Origin of the sequence: Deinococcus aetherius (assembly GCF_025997855.1) — a bacterium.
Taxonomy (GTDB): domain Bacteria; phylum Deinococcota; class Deinococci; order Deinococcales; family Deinococcaceae; genus Deinococcus; species Deinococcus aetherius.
Window position 1 is genome coordinate 863,484 of record NZ_AP026560.1, and the last position, 17,131, is coordinate 880,614.

At 68.0% G+C, this 17,131-nt stretch carries 16 protein-coding genes; 7 read left to right on the plus strand and 9 right to left on the minus strand.

The genetic code is table 11. The features are described 5' to 3' along the window. Positions 1-47: 47 nt before the first annotated feature. From DAETH_RS04495 to DAETH_RS04510, 4 genes are all read right to left on the minus strand, one after another. Complete coding sequence (locus tag DAETH_RS04495) at positions 48-515, minus strand: nuclear transport factor 2 family protein (RefSeq protein ID WP_264776725.1); 468 nt, start codon at positions 513-515, stop codon at positions 48-50. Positions 516-529: 14 nt separating this feature from the next. Continuing rightward, positions 530-1,384, minus strand: coding sequence for a tryptophan 2,3-dioxygenase (kynA, locus tag DAETH_RS04500; protein ID WP_264776726.1), 855 nt, complete (start codon positions 1,382-1,384; stop codon positions 530-532). Position 1,385: 1 nt separating this feature from the next. Further along, positions 1,386-2,642 carry a kynureninase gene (kynU, locus tag DAETH_RS04505; RefSeq protein WP_264776727.1) on the minus strand — a complete coding sequence of 419 codons (1,257 nt, stop codon included), beginning with the start codon at positions 2,640-2,642 and terminating at the stop codon, positions 1,386-1,388. Between the two features lie 582 nt (positions 2,643-3,224). After that, positions 3,225-4,739: a glycine--tRNA ligase gene (locus tag DAETH_RS04510; RefSeq protein ID WP_264776728.1), complete on the minus strand. Its 1,515-nt coding sequence runs from the start codon at positions 4,737-4,739 to the stop codon at positions 3,225-3,227. A 391-nt stretch (positions 4,740-5,130) separates the two neighbouring features. Here DAETH_RS04510 and DAETH_RS04515 point away from each other — a divergent pair, with 391 nt between their 5' ends. Continuing rightward, complete coding sequence (locus DAETH_RS04515) at positions 5,131-6,252, plus strand: alkene reductase (RefSeq protein ID WP_264776729.1); 1,122 nt, start codon at positions 5,131-5,133, stop codon at positions 6,250-6,252. Between the two features lie 99 nt (positions 6,253-6,351). On the opposite strand, the gene DAETH_RS04520 is transcribed toward DAETH_RS04515, so the two are convergent. The 3 genes from DAETH_RS04520 to cysS form a co-directional block, all read right to left on the minus strand. Continuing rightward, positions 6,352-7,167 (minus strand): metallophosphoesterase, encoded by an 816-nt coding sequence (locus DAETH_RS04520; RefSeq protein ID WP_264776730.1) that lies wholly within the window; start codon positions 7,165-7,167, stop codon positions 6,352-6,354. A gap of 89 nt (positions 7,168-7,256) precedes the next feature. Further along, positions 7,257-7,841 (minus strand): YcjF family protein, encoded by a 585-nt coding sequence (locus tag DAETH_RS04525; protein WP_264776731.1) that lies wholly within the window; start codon positions 7,839-7,841, stop codon positions 7,257-7,259. A 198-nt stretch (positions 7,842-8,039) separates the two neighbouring features. Continuing rightward, positions 8,040-9,515 (minus strand): cysteine--tRNA ligase, encoded by a 1,476-nt coding sequence (gene cysS / locus DAETH_RS04530; protein WP_264776732.1) that lies wholly within the window; start codon positions 9,513-9,515, stop codon positions 8,040-8,042. 218 nt (positions 9,516-9,733) lie between these two features. Here cysS and DAETH_RS04535 point away from each other — a divergent pair, with 218 nt between their 5' ends. Then, complete coding sequence (locus tag DAETH_RS04535) at positions 9,734-10,849, plus strand: AI-2E family transporter (protein ID WP_264776733.1); 1,116 nt, start codon at positions 9,734-9,736, stop codon at positions 10,847-10,849. Positions 10,850-11,142: 293 nt separating this feature from the next. Here the strand turns inward: DAETH_RS04535 and DAETH_RS04540 are convergent, their stop codons facing one another. After that, on the minus strand, positions 11,143-11,505 hold the full coding sequence (locus DAETH_RS04540) for a VOC family protein (protein WP_264776734.1): 363 nt from the start codon (positions 11,503-11,505) through the stop codon (positions 11,143-11,145). 30 nt (positions 11,506-11,535) lie between these two features. Here DAETH_RS04540 and DAETH_RS04545 point away from each other — a divergent pair, with 30 nt between their 5' ends. Further along, positions 11,536-12,156, plus strand: coding sequence for a hypothetical protein (locus DAETH_RS04545; RefSeq protein ID WP_264776735.1), 621 nt, complete (start codon positions 11,536-11,538; stop codon positions 12,154-12,156). Between the two features lie 76 nt (positions 12,157-12,232). Here the strand turns inward: DAETH_RS04545 and DAETH_RS04550 are convergent, their stop codons facing one another. Continuing rightward, the gene (locus DAETH_RS04550) at positions 12,233-12,661 is read right to left on the minus strand and encodes a DUF5872 domain-containing protein (protein ID WP_264776736.1); all 429 of its coding nucleotides are present in this window, start codon (positions 12,659-12,661) and stop codon (positions 12,233-12,235) included. 144 nt (positions 12,662-12,805) lie between these two features. On the opposite strand from DAETH_RS04550, the gene DAETH_RS04555 reads away from it, so the two are divergent. From DAETH_RS04555 to DAETH_RS04570, 4 genes are all read left to right on the plus strand, one after another. Next, on the plus strand, positions 12,806-13,828 hold the full coding sequence (locus DAETH_RS04555) for an aldo/keto reductase (RefSeq protein WP_264776737.1): 1,023 nt from the start codon (positions 12,806-12,808) through the stop codon (positions 13,826-13,828). Between the two features lie 86 nt (positions 13,829-13,914). Next, positions 13,915-14,661, plus strand: a complete 747-nt coding sequence (locus tag DAETH_RS04560; RefSeq protein ID WP_264777391.1) for a chlorite dismutase family protein — start codon at positions 13,915-13,917, stop codon at positions 14,659-14,661. Positions 14,662-14,790: 129 nt separating this feature from the next. Beyond that, on the plus strand, positions 14,791-16,257 hold the full coding sequence (locus DAETH_RS04565) for a DNA-3-methyladenine glycosylase 2 family protein (RefSeq protein ID WP_264776738.1): 1,467 nt from the start codon (positions 14,791-14,793) through the stop codon (positions 16,255-16,257). Beyond that, positions 16,254-17,087 carry an isocitrate lyase/PEP mutase family protein gene (locus DAETH_RS04570; protein WP_264776739.1) on the plus strand — a complete coding sequence of 278 codons (834 nt, stop codon included), beginning with the start codon at positions 16,254-16,256 and terminating at the stop codon, positions 17,085-17,087. The genes DAETH_RS04565 and DAETH_RS04570 overlap by 4 nt, the downstream gene beginning before the upstream one ends. Positions 17,088-17,131 lie beyond the last annotated feature (44 nt).

Genomic DNA, 17,131 nt, shown 5'->3' on the forward strand with positions numbered 1-17,131 from the left:
GCAAAACGTCTCTTCACACTGGGAGGGCGTTTTGCCTGTGGGCCGATCTACAGCCCCAGTTCCGTCAGCCTGGGGTGATCCTCCGGGCGAGGTCCCGCCGCCCACAGGAAGAGGCGGTCCTCCGGCGAGATGGGCACGTCGTTGATGCTCGCCTCGCGGCGGCGCATCAGGCCGCGCTCGTCGAATTCCCACTGCTCGTTGCCGTGGGAACGGTACCACTGGCCCGCGCCGTCGTGCCACTCGTAGCAGAAGCGGACGGCGATGCGGTGCCCAGAGAAGGCCCAGAGTTCCTTGATGAGCCGGTAGTCGAGTTCGCGCTCCCACTTGCGGGTCAGGAACGCGGTGATGGCCTCCCGCCCGGTGAAGAACTCCGAGCGGTTGCGCCAGCGGCTGTCTTGCGTGTAGGCGAGCGCGACCCGGGCCGGCTCGCGGGTGTTCCAGGCGTTCTCGGCTGACCGGACCTTCTGCGTGGCCGTCTCGAACGTGAAGGGTGGAAGTGGGGGGCGAGTGTCCATGGGTGCCTCCTGGCCTACAACTCGGTGCGGACCTGCCACAGCTCGGGGAAGAGCACCGTCTCCAGCGCCCGGCGCAGATACCCGGCGCCGCTCGTGCCCCCGCTGCCCGTCTTGAAGCCGATGGTGCGCTCCACCGTCGTGAGGTGGTTGTAGCGCCAGCGGCGGAAGTTGTCCTCCACGTCAAGCAGCTTCTCGGCGAGTTCGTACAGGTCCCAGGACCGCTCGGGGTCGCGGTAGACGGTCAGCCACGCCGCCAGGACCTCGGGGTGCGGGGTGGGTGGCCGCGTCCGGTCGCGGTGCAGCACCTCGTCGGGGATGGGCAGGCCGCGCTCGGCGAGGAGGCGCAGGGCGAGGTCGTAGAGGCTGGGCGCGTGGAAGTCGGCTGAGAGCGGGGCGTGCAGGTCCGGGCGGTGCGCGTGGGGGCGGAGCAGGGCCGCGTGCCGGTTCCCGAGCAGGAATTCCATCGTCCGGTAGTTCGCCGACTGGAAGCCCGACGCGGCCCCGAAGGCTCCCCGGAACTGGAGGTAATCGGCGGGGGTCATCGTCTTCAGCACTTCCCACGCCTGGGTAAGCTGTTCCAGCGCCCGCACCACCCGGGTCAGGCCCTTGAGCGGCGCATCTACCACGCCCGCCTCCAGGGCCCGCATCGCCGCCCGCAACTCCACGTTGATGAGGTGCAGCCAGACCTCCGAGACGTGATGGACGGCGATGAAGAGGTGTTCGTCGTGGGCACCCGTCAGCGGCTGGTGGGCGCTCAGCAGCGTGTCGAGGTGCAGGTAGTCGCCGTAGGAGAGCGAGCGGGTGAAGTCGGCCTGGGCCCGTTCGGGGGAGTCAGGGCCGGGCGAGTTGGGGTCGGGCGTGTGGGTCATCTCAGGTCACCGCGTTTCTCTCGGCGTAGCGGGCGTCCTGCCAGCGGCCCTCCCGCATGACGGTGTCGAGGGTCTGGACCGCGTGCCACACGTCCTCGTGGCTGGTGTAGAGCGGCGTGAAGCCGAAGCGCAGCAGGTTGGGCGCGCGGAAGTCGCCGACCACCCCTGCAGCGATGAGGGCCTGCATGATCTCGTAGCCGTGCGGGTGGGCGAGGCTGACCTGACTGCCGCGCCGCGCGTCGTCCTCGGGGGTGGCGAGGCGGAAGCCATGCCGGGCGCAGAGGGGCCGCGTCAATTCGATGAAGGTGCGGGTGAGGCTCAGGGACTTCTCGCGGACCAGCCGCATCTCCACGTCCTCGAAGACCTCCAGCGCGGCGTCCAGGGCGCTCAGGCTCAGGATGCTCGGCGTGCCCGTGGCGTACTGGCCGATGCCCGACGCGCCCGTGTACCGCGAGGTGAACTCGAAGGGGGAGGCGTGGCCCATCCACCCGCTGAGCACGTTGGGCGCGTCGGCATGGTGACGGCGGGCAACGTACAGGAAGGCGGGCGCCCCCGGTCCCCCGTTGAGGTACTTGTACCCGCACCCCACCGCGAAGTCCGCCCCCGCCCCGTTCAGGTCCACCGGAAAGGCCCCCGCACTGTGGGCGAGGTCCCACACGGCCAGGGCACCCCGTTCGTGTGCCCGCCGGGTCACCGCCGGGAGGTCGTGCCGCTCGCCCGTGCGGTAGTCCACCTGGGTCAGCATCAGGACGGCGGTATCGTCTCCCACCGCGTCCGCGACCCGGTGAGGAGCGACCAGCCGCAGTTCCGCCCGCGCCTCGCCCAGCAGCGCCGCCAGTCCCTGCGCGATGTAGAGGTCGGTGGGGAAGTTGTCCTCCTCGGCGACGATCACGCGCCGCCGGGGGTCCCCCTTCGCCGCCACATGGAGCGCCGCCGACAGCACCTTGAAGAGGTTCACGCTCGTGCTGTCGGCGGCGATCACCTCATCGGCGTCGGCCCCGATGAGGCGGGCGATGCGGGCGCCCACCCGGGCGGGCAGGTCGATCCAGCCGTGCGTGTTCCACGAGCGGATCAGGTCCTGGCCCCACTCCTCGCGCACCACCCTCTCCATCCGCTCCGGCACGCGGGCGGGCAGCACGCCGAGGCTGTTGCCGTCGAGGTAGATCACGCCGCCCGGGATCAGGAACTCGGCGCGCTTGGAGGCCAGGGGGTCGCGGGCGTCCAGGGCGCGGAGGCCATCGAGGTCGGGGGGGGTCATGGGATCAGGGTAGGGGAAAGTGGGGAGAGGTGTTGTGGGGACCTTCGTCAGCTTTCTGGGTGGCGGAGAAATGGGTCTGTTGTTGGCTGGGCGTCTTGCCACGGTTTTCCCCCACCCCCCAGCCCCCTACCCCCGGGGGGGTAGGGGGAGCTTGTCGCTGCGCTCGGCAAGGACACACGGGCGGCGCAGGTGGTCGGGTTCTTCCTAGCGCAAGGTCTGATCTTGGCGCGTCCCATCTGCGAGCCCACCGTCTCGCTGCGCGAGCAAGGCGGGGTCGTGGCCTGGGGCATTAGTTGGCCCCGCTCCTGTTGGTTGTCCAGGGTGACGGTTTTAGGAAAGCAAAAGCTAAGGCGCAGTTCTCCCTCTCCGCTTGCGGGAGAGGGGGCCACGGGGCAAGTGCCAACGCAAAGAAGTTGCCCTCGCCTATGGCTCCTCCCCCACGGGGGGGAGGTTGGGAGGGGGGAACACGCTGACGCCCCTTTACCCCCACTCACCCCAACCCCGACAGCAAAAACCCCCGCACAAGGCGAGGGCTGCCGCTTACTGTTCCTGCTGACTACTGGCGGCTGAATGCTGACTCACTTACCTCAGCCGCCCCTGAATCCACCCGCTCAACTCGCTGATCTTCACCCGCTCCTGCCCCAACGTGTCCCGGTCGCGCACCGTCACCGTATCGGTCAGATTGGGGTCCTCCCCCTTGCCCACGGTGTCGAAGTCCACCGTCACGCAGTACGGCGTGCCCACCTCGTCGTGGCGGCGGTAGGACTTGCCGATGTTGCCGCTGTCCTCGTACAGCACGCGGCCCAGGCCCAGGCCCTGAAGCTCGGCCTTGATCGCCCTGGCGACCGACGTGATCTCCTCCCTGTTGCGGGCGAGGGGGATGACGGCCACCTTGATGGGCGCCAGATGCGGCCTGAGCTTGAGGACGATTCGCTCTGAGCCGTTCTCCAGCGTCTCTTTCGTGAATGCTTCGGACAGCACGGCGAGCATGGCGCGGTCTACCCCGGCAGAGGGCTCGATCACGAAGGGCACGACGGGCTTGTTCGTCTCGGGGTGGGGGATGGTCAACTTGGCGACCGAATCGAGGTTCTCCTCGACCCTGGCGACGAGTCCGAGTTCGCCCTGCGCCTTGGTATGGCTGCCCAGGTCGAAGTCGGTGCGGTTGGCGATGCCCTCGATCTCCTCGTACCCCAGCGTGGGGTAGTCGTACATCAGGTCGTAGGTGCGCTTGGAGTAGTGGGCGAGGTCTTCTTCGGGCACGTCGAGAATCTGAATCTTCTCGCGCGGCACGCCCTGCGCCTCCCACCAGGCGAGGCGGGCCTGGAGCCACTTCTCGTGCCACTCCTCGTCCGTGCCGGGGACGCAGAAGAACTCGATCTCCATCTGCTCCAGCTCGCGCACCCGGAAGATGAAGTTGCGCGGCGTGATCTCGTTGCGGAAGGCCTTGCCGATCTGGGCGATGCCGAAGGGCAGGCGGCGGCTGGTCGAGTCCACCACGTTCTTGAAGTTGGTGAAGATCCCCTGCGCCGTCTCAGGCCGCAGGTAGGCGTAGGAGTCCTCATCGGCGACCGGGCCAATCGTCGTCTTGAACATCATGTTGAAGGGCTTCGGAGCGGTCCAGTCGCCCACCTCCCCCGAGAAGGGGTCGCGCACGCCCGCCGCGATCAGGGCCTCGGACGCCCGCGTGGGCTGCGCCACGAGTGCCGCTACCACCGCCGGGAAGTTGGCGGCATTCTCACCGATGCCCTCCGCGACCTTGGCAACCACGTCCGGTTTCTGATCTTTGACGAGGTGATCCAGCCGATACCGCTTCTTCGTCTTGCGGTTGTCCACCATCGGGTCGCTGAAGGTGGCCTCGTGGCCGGAGTGACGCAGGACGAGGCGGTGCATGATGATGGAGGCGTCCAGGCCCTCCATGTCGTCGCGCTCGTAGACGTTCGTGCGCCACCACGCGGCCTTGATGTTGTTCTTCAGCTCCACGCCCAGGGGGCCGTAGTCGTAAAAACCTTGCAGGCCGCCGTAAATCTCGGAGCCCTGAAAAATGAATCCCCGGCGCTTGCAGAGGCTGACGAGTTCTTCCATCGACTGTGCGGGCATAACCTCTCCTTTCCGCACCCGCCGGGGGCAAAAAGAAAACGGCCCCGGCGAAGTGCTCGCCTGGGGACGCAGATGTGATGCTCTACGCGGTTCCACCCCAGTTCCAGCCCGGCTTTCTGCCGCAAGACTGGCACTTTTGTGAATTTGAACAGACTCCCCGCCGCCCTTCCCGCGCTGCTGGCCCCGCCCGACTCTCACCGTCTCGGGCTCGCTCATGGGTGCGTGGCGCGGTACTCCTGCGGATCTACGCCTGCGTGAAGTCTGCCGCAGGTCGGCGGTAGGGTCAAGCGGAGGCCAAGCACCTGCCGCTTTGTTTCATAAAGCGATGTGATTTGCATTACGGCCTGGGAGGAGTAGGCATACTCGCCGCCGTAAGGGAGGAGCAACACTCATGACCACACTCGAATCCCGAACAGACACACCTGCCGCCACGCCCGCCGTCCTGACGCCCTTTCGCCTCGGGCCGAACGAGTTGCGGAACCGTATGGTGGTGGCGCCGCTGACGCGCAGCCGGGCCGAAGAGGGAACGGACGTGCCCGGCGCCCTGGTGCGCGAGTATTACGTGCAGCGTGCGGGCTTCGGTCTGATCATTACCGAGGGCTCTCAGATCAGCCCGCAGGGCAAGGGCTACCCGCGCACGAGCGGCATCTACAGCCCCGAGCAGGTGGCGGGCTGGCGGGCCGTCACCGAGGAGGTTCACGCGCGGGGCGGGTACATCTATCTGCAACTGTGGCACGTCGGGCGGCTCTCGCACCCCGACTACCTGAACGGCGAGACGCCCGTGGCCCCCAGCGCCATTCCCGCCGGGCCGCCCGAGGGGAGCTACGACGGCGGCTTCCACCCCTTCGTGACGCCGCGCGCCCTGGAGACCTCCGAGATTCCCGGCCTCGTTGCCGACTACCACCGCGCCGCACAGAACGCGAGGGACGCGGGCTTCGACGGGGTGGAGATTCACGGGGCGAACGGCTACCTGCTCGAACAGTTCCTCCTGACGGGGAGCAACGTCCGCACCGACGAGTACGGCGGCTCCCTCCAAAATCGCTTGCGTCTTCCGCTGGAGGTCACCCGCGCCGTGCTGGAGGTCTGGGAGCCGGGTCGGGTCGGCTACCGCATCTCGCCCACGGGAAGCGCCGCCGGGATCGGTGACGAGAACCTGGAGGCGACGTACACCCGGCTGCTGGAGGAGCTGAGCGCCCTGAGCCTCGGTTACGTCCACGTCGCCGAGTTCGTGCCCACGCGCGGCGAGGCGTTGCCGGAACGTACCCTGCTCCCGCTCGTGCGCCGCACCTTCGGCGGGGCGGTGATGGCGAACGGCGGCTTCCACGACCTCCGGGGAGCGAACTGGATCATCGAGGGGGGCCACGCCGACCTCGTGTCCTTCGGCTCCGCCTCCATCGCCAACCCCGACCTGCCGGGGCGCTTCCGCCGGGGCGCACCCCTGAACGCTCCCGACCGCGCCACCTTCTACCAGGGCGAGGCGAAGGGCTACACCGACTACCCGCTGCTGGACTGAAGCCTGGAGCCCTGAGCCCTCACGCCCGCCCGGTGTGGGGGCTCCGGCCGTTTGTGGTCCGCTGAGTTTGCCCCGGCTTGCGTCGTCCCACCAGCGTCATCAGTGACGCGGAATGGTCGTGATGTGCGGCTCCATCTCGCCGTCATCATCGATGCTCAGGAGGCACAGCTTTCGCCAGCGGGGGTGGAGGTCGATTTGAAGGGCCTCCTTGCCCTCGTCGTCGGAAAGGGAGCGAACCGTGTCCGTCTCCATGTGGCCGTGGACGCTGAGGCTGAAGTTGGCGGGCAGGGGGTGGAGGTGCTGGGCGGAGGAGTCGCCTTCCAGGCCAAGGGGAAACCACACCACCTCGTCGTCCGCGTCGGAAGGCCAGAGGTCGGCGGCCCGGTTCCTGCCACCCGCGAGACGGACCGGGGTGGGGCGGGTGGCGTGCGCGAGCAGAATGCGGGCATTCGGTGACCCCACCTCCAGCCACAACTGACCATATTCCCGGAGCCAGCGCAGGTCTTCGGCCAGGGCGCCCGCCTCCCCTTTGCCGCTCCAGCCGTAGGAGGCGGCGGCCTCGCGCCCACCAACCCGCCACCATAGGTTCATCATCGGGCGGTCGTCGTCCAACACGGCGGCAGCGGCCATGACCTCGTGATTGCCGAGAAGAACGTCGGCGCGGCCCGACTCCGTGAGGCGGCGTACCGTCTCCAGCACCTCGCGCGAGTCGTCCCGTGTTCCAGGGTTGGCCCGCGCTCGCCTCGCTTCACGCCTCCGGGGAGAGTCGTCGATCAGGTCGCCGAGGAAGACGAGCCGGGCCGCCGGGTGAACCCTGTCCGTCACCTGTAAGGCCGCCCGCAGCCGCGCCGCGTGCCCGTGCAGGTCGGGAATGACGAGCCAGGAGCCGTCCCAGCTTTCGGGTGACCAGTTCATAGACGCTCAAGGTAGGGCAGGGGTTCCCCATGCCGACCGAAATCGAGCGGCCCGGGGAGTGATGGCCCGGGCCGCTCGCGGACTTTCCCTCAGTTCAGGTTGCGGGGGTCGGTGCCCTGCCCTTTGTGCTTCTCCTCGGCGCGGCGGCGGAGTTCGGAGGCTAGGTCGCTGAAATCCTGCGCGCTGGGCAGCACGCGGCGGGTCTGCTCCTTGGCCTCCTGCACCACGCGGACCTGCTCCTTTTTCTCGAAGGGGAGGCCCTGACGCTTGCGCTCGAAGTACCGCTGCGCGACCCGCCCGAGGGCGAAGGTCCAGCCGTACACGGCGGGCGCGGTGATCAGGCCGCCGATCACGGGCAGGGCCAGCTTGGCGAGGCCGCGCATGACCTGCCGGGCCATCACGCCGTAGGCGACAGTCGCGCCGAGTTCCTGCGCGATCTCGCGGGCGCGGGTGGGGTTGATGTCGAAGCCGTAAATCTTGCCGATGTGCAGCACCATCTTGGCCTGCACGGGCGTGATGAGCAGGATGTCCGCGAAGGGGACGGGCTCGACCGCGATGGCACCCGACAGCAGGGCCGCGCTCTTGATGACCTCCTCGACGTTCTCGTCGAGACTGAGGGCCGGGTCCACGTCGAGGTTGAAGTTGTCGAGCACCTGCTTGACGAGGGGCAGCATAGGGGGAGTGTAACGCTGCGCTGGGCGCGTGGGTGAGGCGGGGGTGACCCGGCGTTTACCTGCCCCGCCTTCAAAGGAAGAAGGCGCGCCGGGGAGGGGAGGCGCGCCTTCAGAGGGGAGGGAAGAGGGTGAATTGTTCACCGCTCGGGATCAGGGTAGGGGGCGAGCCCTGACAACTTTCTGACAGCCCGCTGGGCCTCAGCGCCGCCAGCGGGGCCCCTCCTTGGTGTCCTCGACCGTCACGCCGACCCGTGCCAGGGTCCCCCGCAACTCGTCGGCCTGGGCGTACTGCTTGTTCAGGCGGTAGTTCTGCCGCGCCTTGAGCACGAGGTCCATCAGGGCGTCCACAACCTGTGTGTCGTCCTGTCGTGCAGTTGCGCCGCCCTCCGCGAAGAGGCCCAGCACGTCCCCGCCGAGGGTGCGGTAGGCGTCCCGCGCCGCCTCCAGCGCCTCCCGCCCGACCTCCTCGGCGTTCAGGGCCGCGTTCACGTCGGTCGTCAGGCCGAAGAGGGCGGCGACCGCGCGCGGTGTGTTGAAGTCGTCGCGCATAGCGTCCTCGAACTCCCGGACGTGGCCCCCGATCTTCGCCAGCAACGCCGGTTCGGGCCGCTCGGGGGCGGAGGGCAGGCGGCGCTCGACCTCGTGCAGGGCCTCGGAGAGGCGGCGGTAGCCACTTCGGGCGCTCTCGAAGGCGGCGTCACTGAACTCGGTCACCGAGCGGTAGTGGCTCGACACCAGCAGGAAGCGCACCACCATCGGGTCGTGCCGGGCCAGCACGTCCTGTACGGTCGTGAAGTTGCCCTTGCTCTTGCTCATCTTCTCGCCGCCGATGGTGAGCATGTTGTTGTGCATCCAGTAGCGGGCGAAAGGATGACCCGCCGCTTCCGACTGCGCGATCTCCGCCTCGTGGTGCGGGAACTGGAGGTCCAGGCCGCCCCCGTGGATGTCGAAGCCCTCCCCGAGGTACTTGAGGCTCATCGCGCTGCACTCGATGTGCCAGCCGGGAAAACCAAGGCCCCACGGCGACTCCCAGCGCATGATGTGGCCGGGTTCGGCCCGCTTCCAGAGGGCGAAGTCGCGTGGATCACGCTTCTCCTCGCGCACCTCCTCGCGGGTGCCCTCCTCCTGGTCGTCGAGCCTGCGCCCCGAGAGCTTGCCGTACTCGGGCCACGAGCGCACGTCGAAGTACACGCTCCCGTTCGCCTCGTAGGCGTGGCCGCGCTCGATGAGTTCCTCGATCAGTTTGATCTGCTCGGGGACGTGGCCGGTCGCGCGGGGGTTGATGGAGGGCTTGAGGACGTTCAGGGCGTCCATGTCGCGCACGAAGGACCAGAAATACTTGTCGGCGACCTCCATCGGTTCGAGGCTCTCCAGCCGGGCGCGGGCGAGCAGCTTGTCCTCGCCGTCGTCGGAGTCGTTCTGGAGGTGGCCCACGTCGGTCACGTTCGTCACGTAGCGCACCGCGTACCCGAAATGCATCAGGGCGCGGCGAATCACGTCGAAGGCGACCTCCTTCTTCGCGTGCCCCAGGTGCGCGTCGGAGTAGACGGTCGGCCCGCACAGGTACATGCCCACGCGGCCGGGCGCGGTCGGGACGAAGCGGACCTTCTGGCGCTGCATGGTGTCGTACAGGAGGATGTCGGGATCGGGCGTGCGGGTGGGTGCTTGGGTCATGGGGACTCCTGGCCGGGGGACAAAGGAAAAGCCGCCGCGCCACAGGGAAGAGGCGCGGCGGCAGGGATCGCTGCTTCACCGCTAGGGGAGGCAACAGGCGAACGTCATGGGGTCACTGTAGCAGAGCGGGGCGGCGGCAAGGGTGCCGGGGCCCGGGTCGGCGAGCGTGTGTAACCCGTGGAGGAGCCCCCACCTGGGGAGTTCATATGATGGGCGGCATGATCGCGCCCCCCAAACCGCTCAACGCCTTTCAATACGTGTGGCGCAGCCCGTGGGTGCGTGCGGCCGCGTTCCTGATCGCCTTCTACGTCGCCTACCGTCTGCTGGGCCGGGTCGGCTCGGTCGTCGTGGACTTCGCGGTGGCCTTTTTGATCGCCTACCTCGCCAATCCCCTGCTCAACTGGCTGGAACGGGGCCGGGTCAAGCGGGGCCTGGGCGTCTTTTTCGTGCTGCTGATCTTCGCGGGCGTCTTCGCGCTGGCAGGGGCACTGCTCATCACCGTGTCGGCCCAGTTTATCGAGCTGCTGGGCAGCCTGCCCGCGCAGATCGAGCGCCTGAGCGTGCTGCTCGACCGCTCCTTCACCTGGCTGGGCGAGCGGGGCGTGACCGGGCTCGACGGGGTGCGCGAGCGCCTGACGGAGACGGTGCAGACCTACGTGCAGAACCTGGGCCAGAACTTCATCCCGATCCTGCAAAACGTGCTCAACTCCACCGGCACGCTCTTCAGCCGCCTGGTGTCCATCGGCGGCATCCTGGGGCAGGTCCTGCTGATCCTGCTCCTGAGCGTGTACCTGATGCTCGACTACAGCCGGGTGAACGCCGCCCTGCTGCGCTTCTTCCCGCGCCCCTGGCAGCCCAAGGTGCTGGAATTCACCGGGCTGGTCGGCACGGCGGTCGGGGGGTACGTGCGCGGGCAACTCCTGATCGCCCTGTTCATCGGCGTGTTCGTGTGGCTGGGGCTCACCCTGATCGGCATTCCGAGCGCCGCCGCCATCGGCTTTCTCGCCGGAGCCTTCAACATCGTGCCGTACCTGGGGCCGATCATCGGCGCGACGCCCGCCCTGCTCCTCGCCCTGCCGTCGGGCTGGGTCAAGATGCTGCTCGTCGTCGTGATCTTCGTGGCCGCCAACCAGATCGAGGGCAACTTCCTGAGCCCCTACATCCTGAGCCGGACCACCGACCTCCACCCCATCACCGTGCTCGTCGCCATCCTCGTCGGCGTGGCCCTCTTCGGCTTCGCGGGGGCGCTGCTCGCCGTGCCCACCGTCGCCCTCGGGAAGCTGCTGCTGGAGAAGTATTACTATCCCAGCCGGGTCTACACCGAAGGGCCGTAGACGGGCTGCGGCGAAAGACAGAAGGCAGGCTTTTCTCCCACCTGGGTTCAGGATGTCCACGACAGAAGGAAACAGAGCAGATGTGCCTGTCACCTGGCGTTTTCGCGCTGTTGACCTTCTCCCCCCGTGGGACTTGCAAAGCTGCGAGGCAGGGAGGGAGTTGCGAAGCAACGGGTAAGGGGGCGTGTGACCAGCCCGGCCGCTCCCCCAGCGTCAAGCAACGACTGGCCCCTTGTTGAGATGAAGGCTTTGGCAGATGGCTTGGGAACGCTCCCGCCATCTGCCGTCTGCTTTCAACCTTCCGCCTCCAAGAGCTCCACCTGCCGCCCGTCCGGGTCGAGCACGAAGGCCATGTCTCGCCCGCTGGGGCTGGACTGGAGGTCACGGGTGACGATCACGCCCGCCGCGCGCAACTCGGGGAGCAGGGCGCGCAGGCCGGGGACATGCAGCGCGACGTGCTCGGCCCAGTGTTCGTGCGGGGCGGGCGTCTCTCCCCCCATCTGGAAGAACTGGAGCCGTCCCCCGCCCAGCCGCACCACCCCGCGCCGGAAGCCCTCGGGGGTGGTCACGTCCTTCTCGACCACGCCGCCCAGCCGCCCGTAAAAGGCGAGGGTGGCGGCGAGGTCCCGGGCGAGGAAGGAGACGTGCTTGAGCATGGCGGGCAGCCTAGCGCGTACCCTGCCCCCATGACGCCGCCCCCCTGGACCCTGCGCGGGCACGGCCTCGTCGCGCTCTACGCTCCCGCGCCGGGCTCCCTGCTCGGGGCGCTCATGCTGCTGCGCTACGCCTCGTCCCCGGTCGGTCCCTACGACGAGTTGCTGTGGGTGGAGGCACCTACGCCCAGCCCCGCCGGGCCGCGCCTCCAGGTCCGGTCCATCTTCGTCAGCACGCGGGAGAGTATGGTCTGGGGCCGCCGCAACTGGGGCCTCCCCAAGAGGCTCGCCGGGTTCGAGTGGGAAGGGGAGCCGGGGCGCGGTCAGGTGCGCGTGACCGGGGAGGACGGGCGGGCCGTCGCGCACCTCGCCTGTCAATGGAGCGGGCCACGTCTGCCGGTGACCACCGCACTCCTTCCCGCCCCGTTGCGAACCCTCGCTCAGCCTGCTCTGGATGGGGGCGAAGGCTGGCTTCTGACCACGCCGAGGGCGACGGGGCACGTCAGCCCCGCCCGCCTCACCGTCTTGCACGCTGACGGCCTGCATCCGCCCCTCGTCTCCGCCCGCCCGCGTCTGACGCTGGGGGTGCCGGACTTCCGGCTGGTGTTCCCTGAGCCTGAGAGGGCACAAAAAAGCCGCCCTCTCGGGCGGTGATAAAAAAAGGATAGCGCGGGATGCAGCGGGTGTCAAATGTATGCAGCCCGATCCCCCTGCCTTCCGCTATCCCTGGCTACTTGCCGCCCTGCTCCCTCTCGAACCGCTCCATGGCGTGGCGCACGGCGGGGGGCCAGTCCACATGCTGCTCGCCCTCCTCCGAGCCGTGCACCTTGCTCTGCTCGGCCTCGCGGCGCTCCTCGGGGGTCAGGGCCTCCCAGACCGCCTTGGGCAGGTAACGGCTTACGCTGTCCCCGTGCCGGGCGCGCTCGTCGCCGTCCACGGTCTGCCAGTCCTGCTCGGTCCAGTGTTCGAGCGAGCGGGCGGCCTCGTCCTTCTCGCCGATGTACCCTCCGCCGTGCGCCTCGTACTCGCGGACGAGCAACTGGCTCTTGCGCGCCGACCACTGCCCGGGAACGCCGCCCTTGTCGGATTGCATAATCTCTTCCTTGAGCCGTTCGCGGAGTTCGGGGTCGGTGTACTTCTCCTCGGGTTTCTTGTTCATGGTGGCCTCCAAGGCGGAGGGTGAACGAAGGGGCTCTCCCGTTCCGCAAGCGGACTCGTCATTTCAAGACTTCATGATCGCGGCCCGCCCCTGACCGCTCGTTCGGGGTGCATTGTCCCCAGGGGGCGGTGAAATACTCCCGGCATGGAATACCGACAACTACTCGGCACCGACCTGACCGTGAGTGCGGTGGGCTTCGGCGTGTGGACGGTAGGCACGACGTGGTGGGGCGTCAAGGACGAGGACATGGCCGTGCGTCTGCTCCGGCGCGCCTTCGACCTTGGCGTCACCTTCTTCGACAACGCGGACACCTACGCCTCGGGCCGCGCCGAGGAAATCCAGCGCCGCGCCCTCGGTGACGTGCGGGGTGAGATCGTCATCGGCACGAAGTTCGGCTACGACATCTACACCCACCCCGAGCGCCCCGGCCAGCAGGAGCGCCCGCACGACTGGACGCCCGCCTACCTCCGTAAGGCACTCGAAGGCTCGCTGAAGAGATTGGGCACCGACTACATCGACTATTACCAGCTTCATAACCCGCGTGTGGACGCCATTCAGAAGGACGACCTGTGGGCGGAGTTGGAAAAGCTCAAGGCGGAGGGATTGATCCGCGCCTACGGCACCGCCCTCGGCCCCGCGCTGAACGAGCGCCAGATCGAGGAGGGCATCGCCTCCATCAAGGAGCGCCGCGCGCCCACCCAGATCATCTACAACCTGCTGGAACAGGTCCTCGGCGAGCAGATTCTGCCCGTGGCCGAGGGGGAGGGCGTGGGCGTGATGGCCCGCGTGCCGCACGCCTCGGGGCTCCTGGAGGGCTACATGACCCTCGACACCGAGTTCGAGCCCGGCGACCACCGTAACTGGCGCCTGACGACGAACGCCCGCCGCAAGGCGTGGATGGAGGACGGTCTCAAGAAGGTCGAGGGGCTGAACGAGCGTTTCCTCGACGGACGCACCATCGGCCAGCTCGCCATCCAGTTCGCCCTGCGCTCCCCCGCGATGGCGAGCGTCCTTCCCAACATCTACGACGAGAAGGGGCTGGAGGAATACGCCGCCACCTTCGAGGCCGCGCCGCTGACGGACGCCGAGTACGACGGCATTCAGGCCCTCTACCGCGACAACTTCGGCCTGGCGACCGACCTGCGCGGGCAGGAGGTGGCAAGGTGACCGACGAGCCGAAGCCGACGCAGACGGAAAACACGCCGCCCCCCACGGGAGGCAGACCCGGCGGCGCCCCCGGTGGCCGCCCGAAGATGATGGTGGACCTCGACCCCAGCGGGCAGGTCACCCAGCGGGACCCCGACCGCGCCCAGCGCCAGTTCCTGAACTACGCCTTTTTCAAGCTCGACCCCGCCTTCCGCCGCCTGCCACACTTCGAGCGCGAGGAGATCAAGGCCGAATTCCTGGCCGCTGCCCAGGGCTGGGTGGACGAGGCGCCCGCAGAGAAGGGCATCATCCAGCGGACCTACAGCCTCGTGGGCGTGCGCGGGGACGTGGACTTCATGTTGTGGCGGATCGCCTTCGACGTGCGCGAGTTTCAGGAGGCGCAGGGGCGACTCAACCGCACCCGATTGATGGGCTACCTGACCCAGCCCTACAACTACGTCTCGATGCAGCGGCGCAGCCAGTACGTGAACCGCGTCGAGGGCAGCGGGCACGGCCTCGAAGTCCTGCCGGGGCAGGGCAAGTACCTCTTTATCTACCCCTTCATCAAGACCCGCCCGTGGTACGACCTGACGCCGCACTCGCGCCAGGGCATGATGGACGAGCACATCTACGCCTCGGCGCCCTTCAAGGGCGTGCGGATCAACACCTCGTACTCCTACGGCATCGACGATCAGGAGTTCGTGGTGTCCTTCGACTCCGACTACCCGCAGGAGTTCGTGGACCTCGTTCACCGCCTGCGCTACACCGAGGCGAGCATGTACACGCTGCGGGACACGCCGATGTTCACGTGTGTGAAAAAGGAGCTGGCGGACGTGATGGAGGATTTGGGGTAGGACTCGAAAATTTGGAGGGGAGAAGGAAGGGCGGGGGGCGCACGTTGGCCTTCCGTCCTCTTTTTGGGAAGAAATTGCGAGCCACGATTCCGGTAGCGTGCGCCGCCCAGTCTGCGGAGAATGCTCGGCATGGCCCTCACCCGCGAAACGATGCTCGCCCGGATGCTGGCCTCCGACCCTGCGTATGACGGCAGGTTCATCACGGGCGTCGTGAGCACGGGCATCTACTGCTTGCCGTCCTGCAAGGCCAGAAAACCCAGACCCGAGAACGTGGTGTTCCACGCGACACCGGACGAGGCGAGGGCTGCCGGGCTTCGCCCCTGCTTGCGTTGTCGTCCCGACGACTTCTACCTCGGGTATCACGCCGATGAAGTGCTGGTGGAGGGTCTCGCCTCGGCCCTGACGCTCGACCCGGGTTCTTACCGCGACCTGGGTGCGTTGGCCGCAATGGCAGGGGTGAGTCTCAGCAAGCTCCACGACCTGTTTCGCAAGCATTACCACACCACTCCCGCCGACTTCCTGGCCCGCAGCCGAATCCGCGCGGCCAAACGTGCCTTGCTGACCACCGAGCGGCCCATCACGGAGATCGCCTTCGAGGTCGGCTTTGAAAGTCTCTCGACCTTTGGGAGCAACTTCCGCAAGTACAGCGCGATGACGCCACAAGCCTTCCGCCGCTGGAGAACTGGGCCCGTCTTCGAACTGGCGCTTCCCGGGGACTATCCGCGAGAGGTGATCCTGCGCGCGCTCGCCCGTGACCCGCCGGGCCCGACTGCCCGAGTCGAGGGCCACGTCTACACGACCGCGCTGCGTCTGGGCGAGGCCCGCGTGGTGGTGCAAGTCTCTTTGAATGGCCGTACCGCCCGGTGTGCTGTCTCTGCGGGGGCCGGGCTGGAGGTCGGCCAACGGCTGGAATTGCACGGGCGCCTGCTGGGCCTCCTGGGCCTGCACGCGGACCCCCTCCGGTTTGAAGCCCAGGTGGGGCGTGAGGCGGACCTGCGCCCCCTGATCGAAGACCGGCGGGGCCTGCGCTTTCCTCTGCTGACCGACCCCTTCGATGCCCTGGTCTGGGCCATCCTGGGGCAGCAGGTCTCCTTTGCCCGCGCCTGTACCCTGCGGTTTCGGCTGGTGGAGCGCTGGGGTCAACCGGTGGCGGGAGGACTGTACGCCTTGCCGTCCCCGGAGGCGCTCGCCCGCCTTGGGGCCGCTGACCTCCTGCCCCTGGGATTGACCCGGGCCAGGGCCGAGACCCTGATCGGCGCGGCTCTGGCCGTCGCAGACGGCAGGCTCCCGCTGGCCGCTTTGGAGGCGCAGTCTGTCACTCGCATTGAGCGCCTGTTGCTGGCGGTGCGCGGCATCGGGCCGTGGACGGCGCATTACGTCCTGATGCATGGCTACGGCTTTCCCGACTGCGTGCCTCTGGGCGATTCCGGCCTGGGCGAGAGCCTGAAGCGCTTCTTTGCCCTGGGCACTCGCCCCACCCACCCGGAAATGGCCCGCCTGATGCGACGCTTCGCGCCGTACCGTAGTCTCGCCACGCTCCGCCTCTGGCACCACCTGACCCAGCCTTCTCCGGCGGGCAGCCAGGAGAACCTATGAATCGGCACGAACAGGCCCAGGTCTTCTCGAACCTTCACCACACTGGGCACGGCTTTGTGCTGCCCAACGCCTGGGACGCGGCCAGCGCCCGTCTATTCGAGGCGGCGGGTTTTCCGGCCATCGGGACCACCAGCGCGGGGATCGCATATGCCCGGGGGCGTCGTGACGGGCAACGCTTGTCCCGGGACGAGATGCTGCGTGAGCTGTCCGCTATCGTCCGTGCCGTCGGTGTTCCCGTGACGGCGGATGTGGAGGCCGGGTATGGTGACGCAGCCGAGGATGTGGCCCAAACAGTCCGCCTCGCCGTGGGCATGGGAGCCGTAGGCATCAATCTAGAGGACGGCACCGGGGGGGAAAACCTGCCTCTGTACGTCCTGGAGGATCAGCAACGGCGCCTCGCTGCCGCCCGTTCTGCGGCAAGGGAAGCGGGCCTGCCCTTCGTCGTCAACGCCCGCACCGACACGTACCTCACCGGCTTCGGGGAGAACGAGACGCAGCGCTACGAGGAGACGGTGCTGCGCGGGCGGGCCTATCTGGAGGCCGGAGCGGACGTGGTGTTCGTGCCCGGTCTGGTTCACCTGCCCACGTTGAGGGCGCTCGTCCGTGACCTGGGCGGGCCTCTGAACGTGATGGTCGTACCCGGCGCTCCGAGTGTTTCCGAACTGCTCGGTCTGGGCGTCATGCGGATCAGCCTGGGGCAGGGGGCCATGTTGGCGGCGCTGGGCTTGGTGGCGGAGATCGCACGCGAGTTGAAGGAGTGCGGAACGTACACCGCGCTTGAGCGCTCGTTCTACGGCTTCCGTGAGGCGGAAGGGCTGTTTTCTTCCTGAAGGTGTCCTCGGCTAGGGCAGGCTGAGGCCCGGTGTGGGGCCTC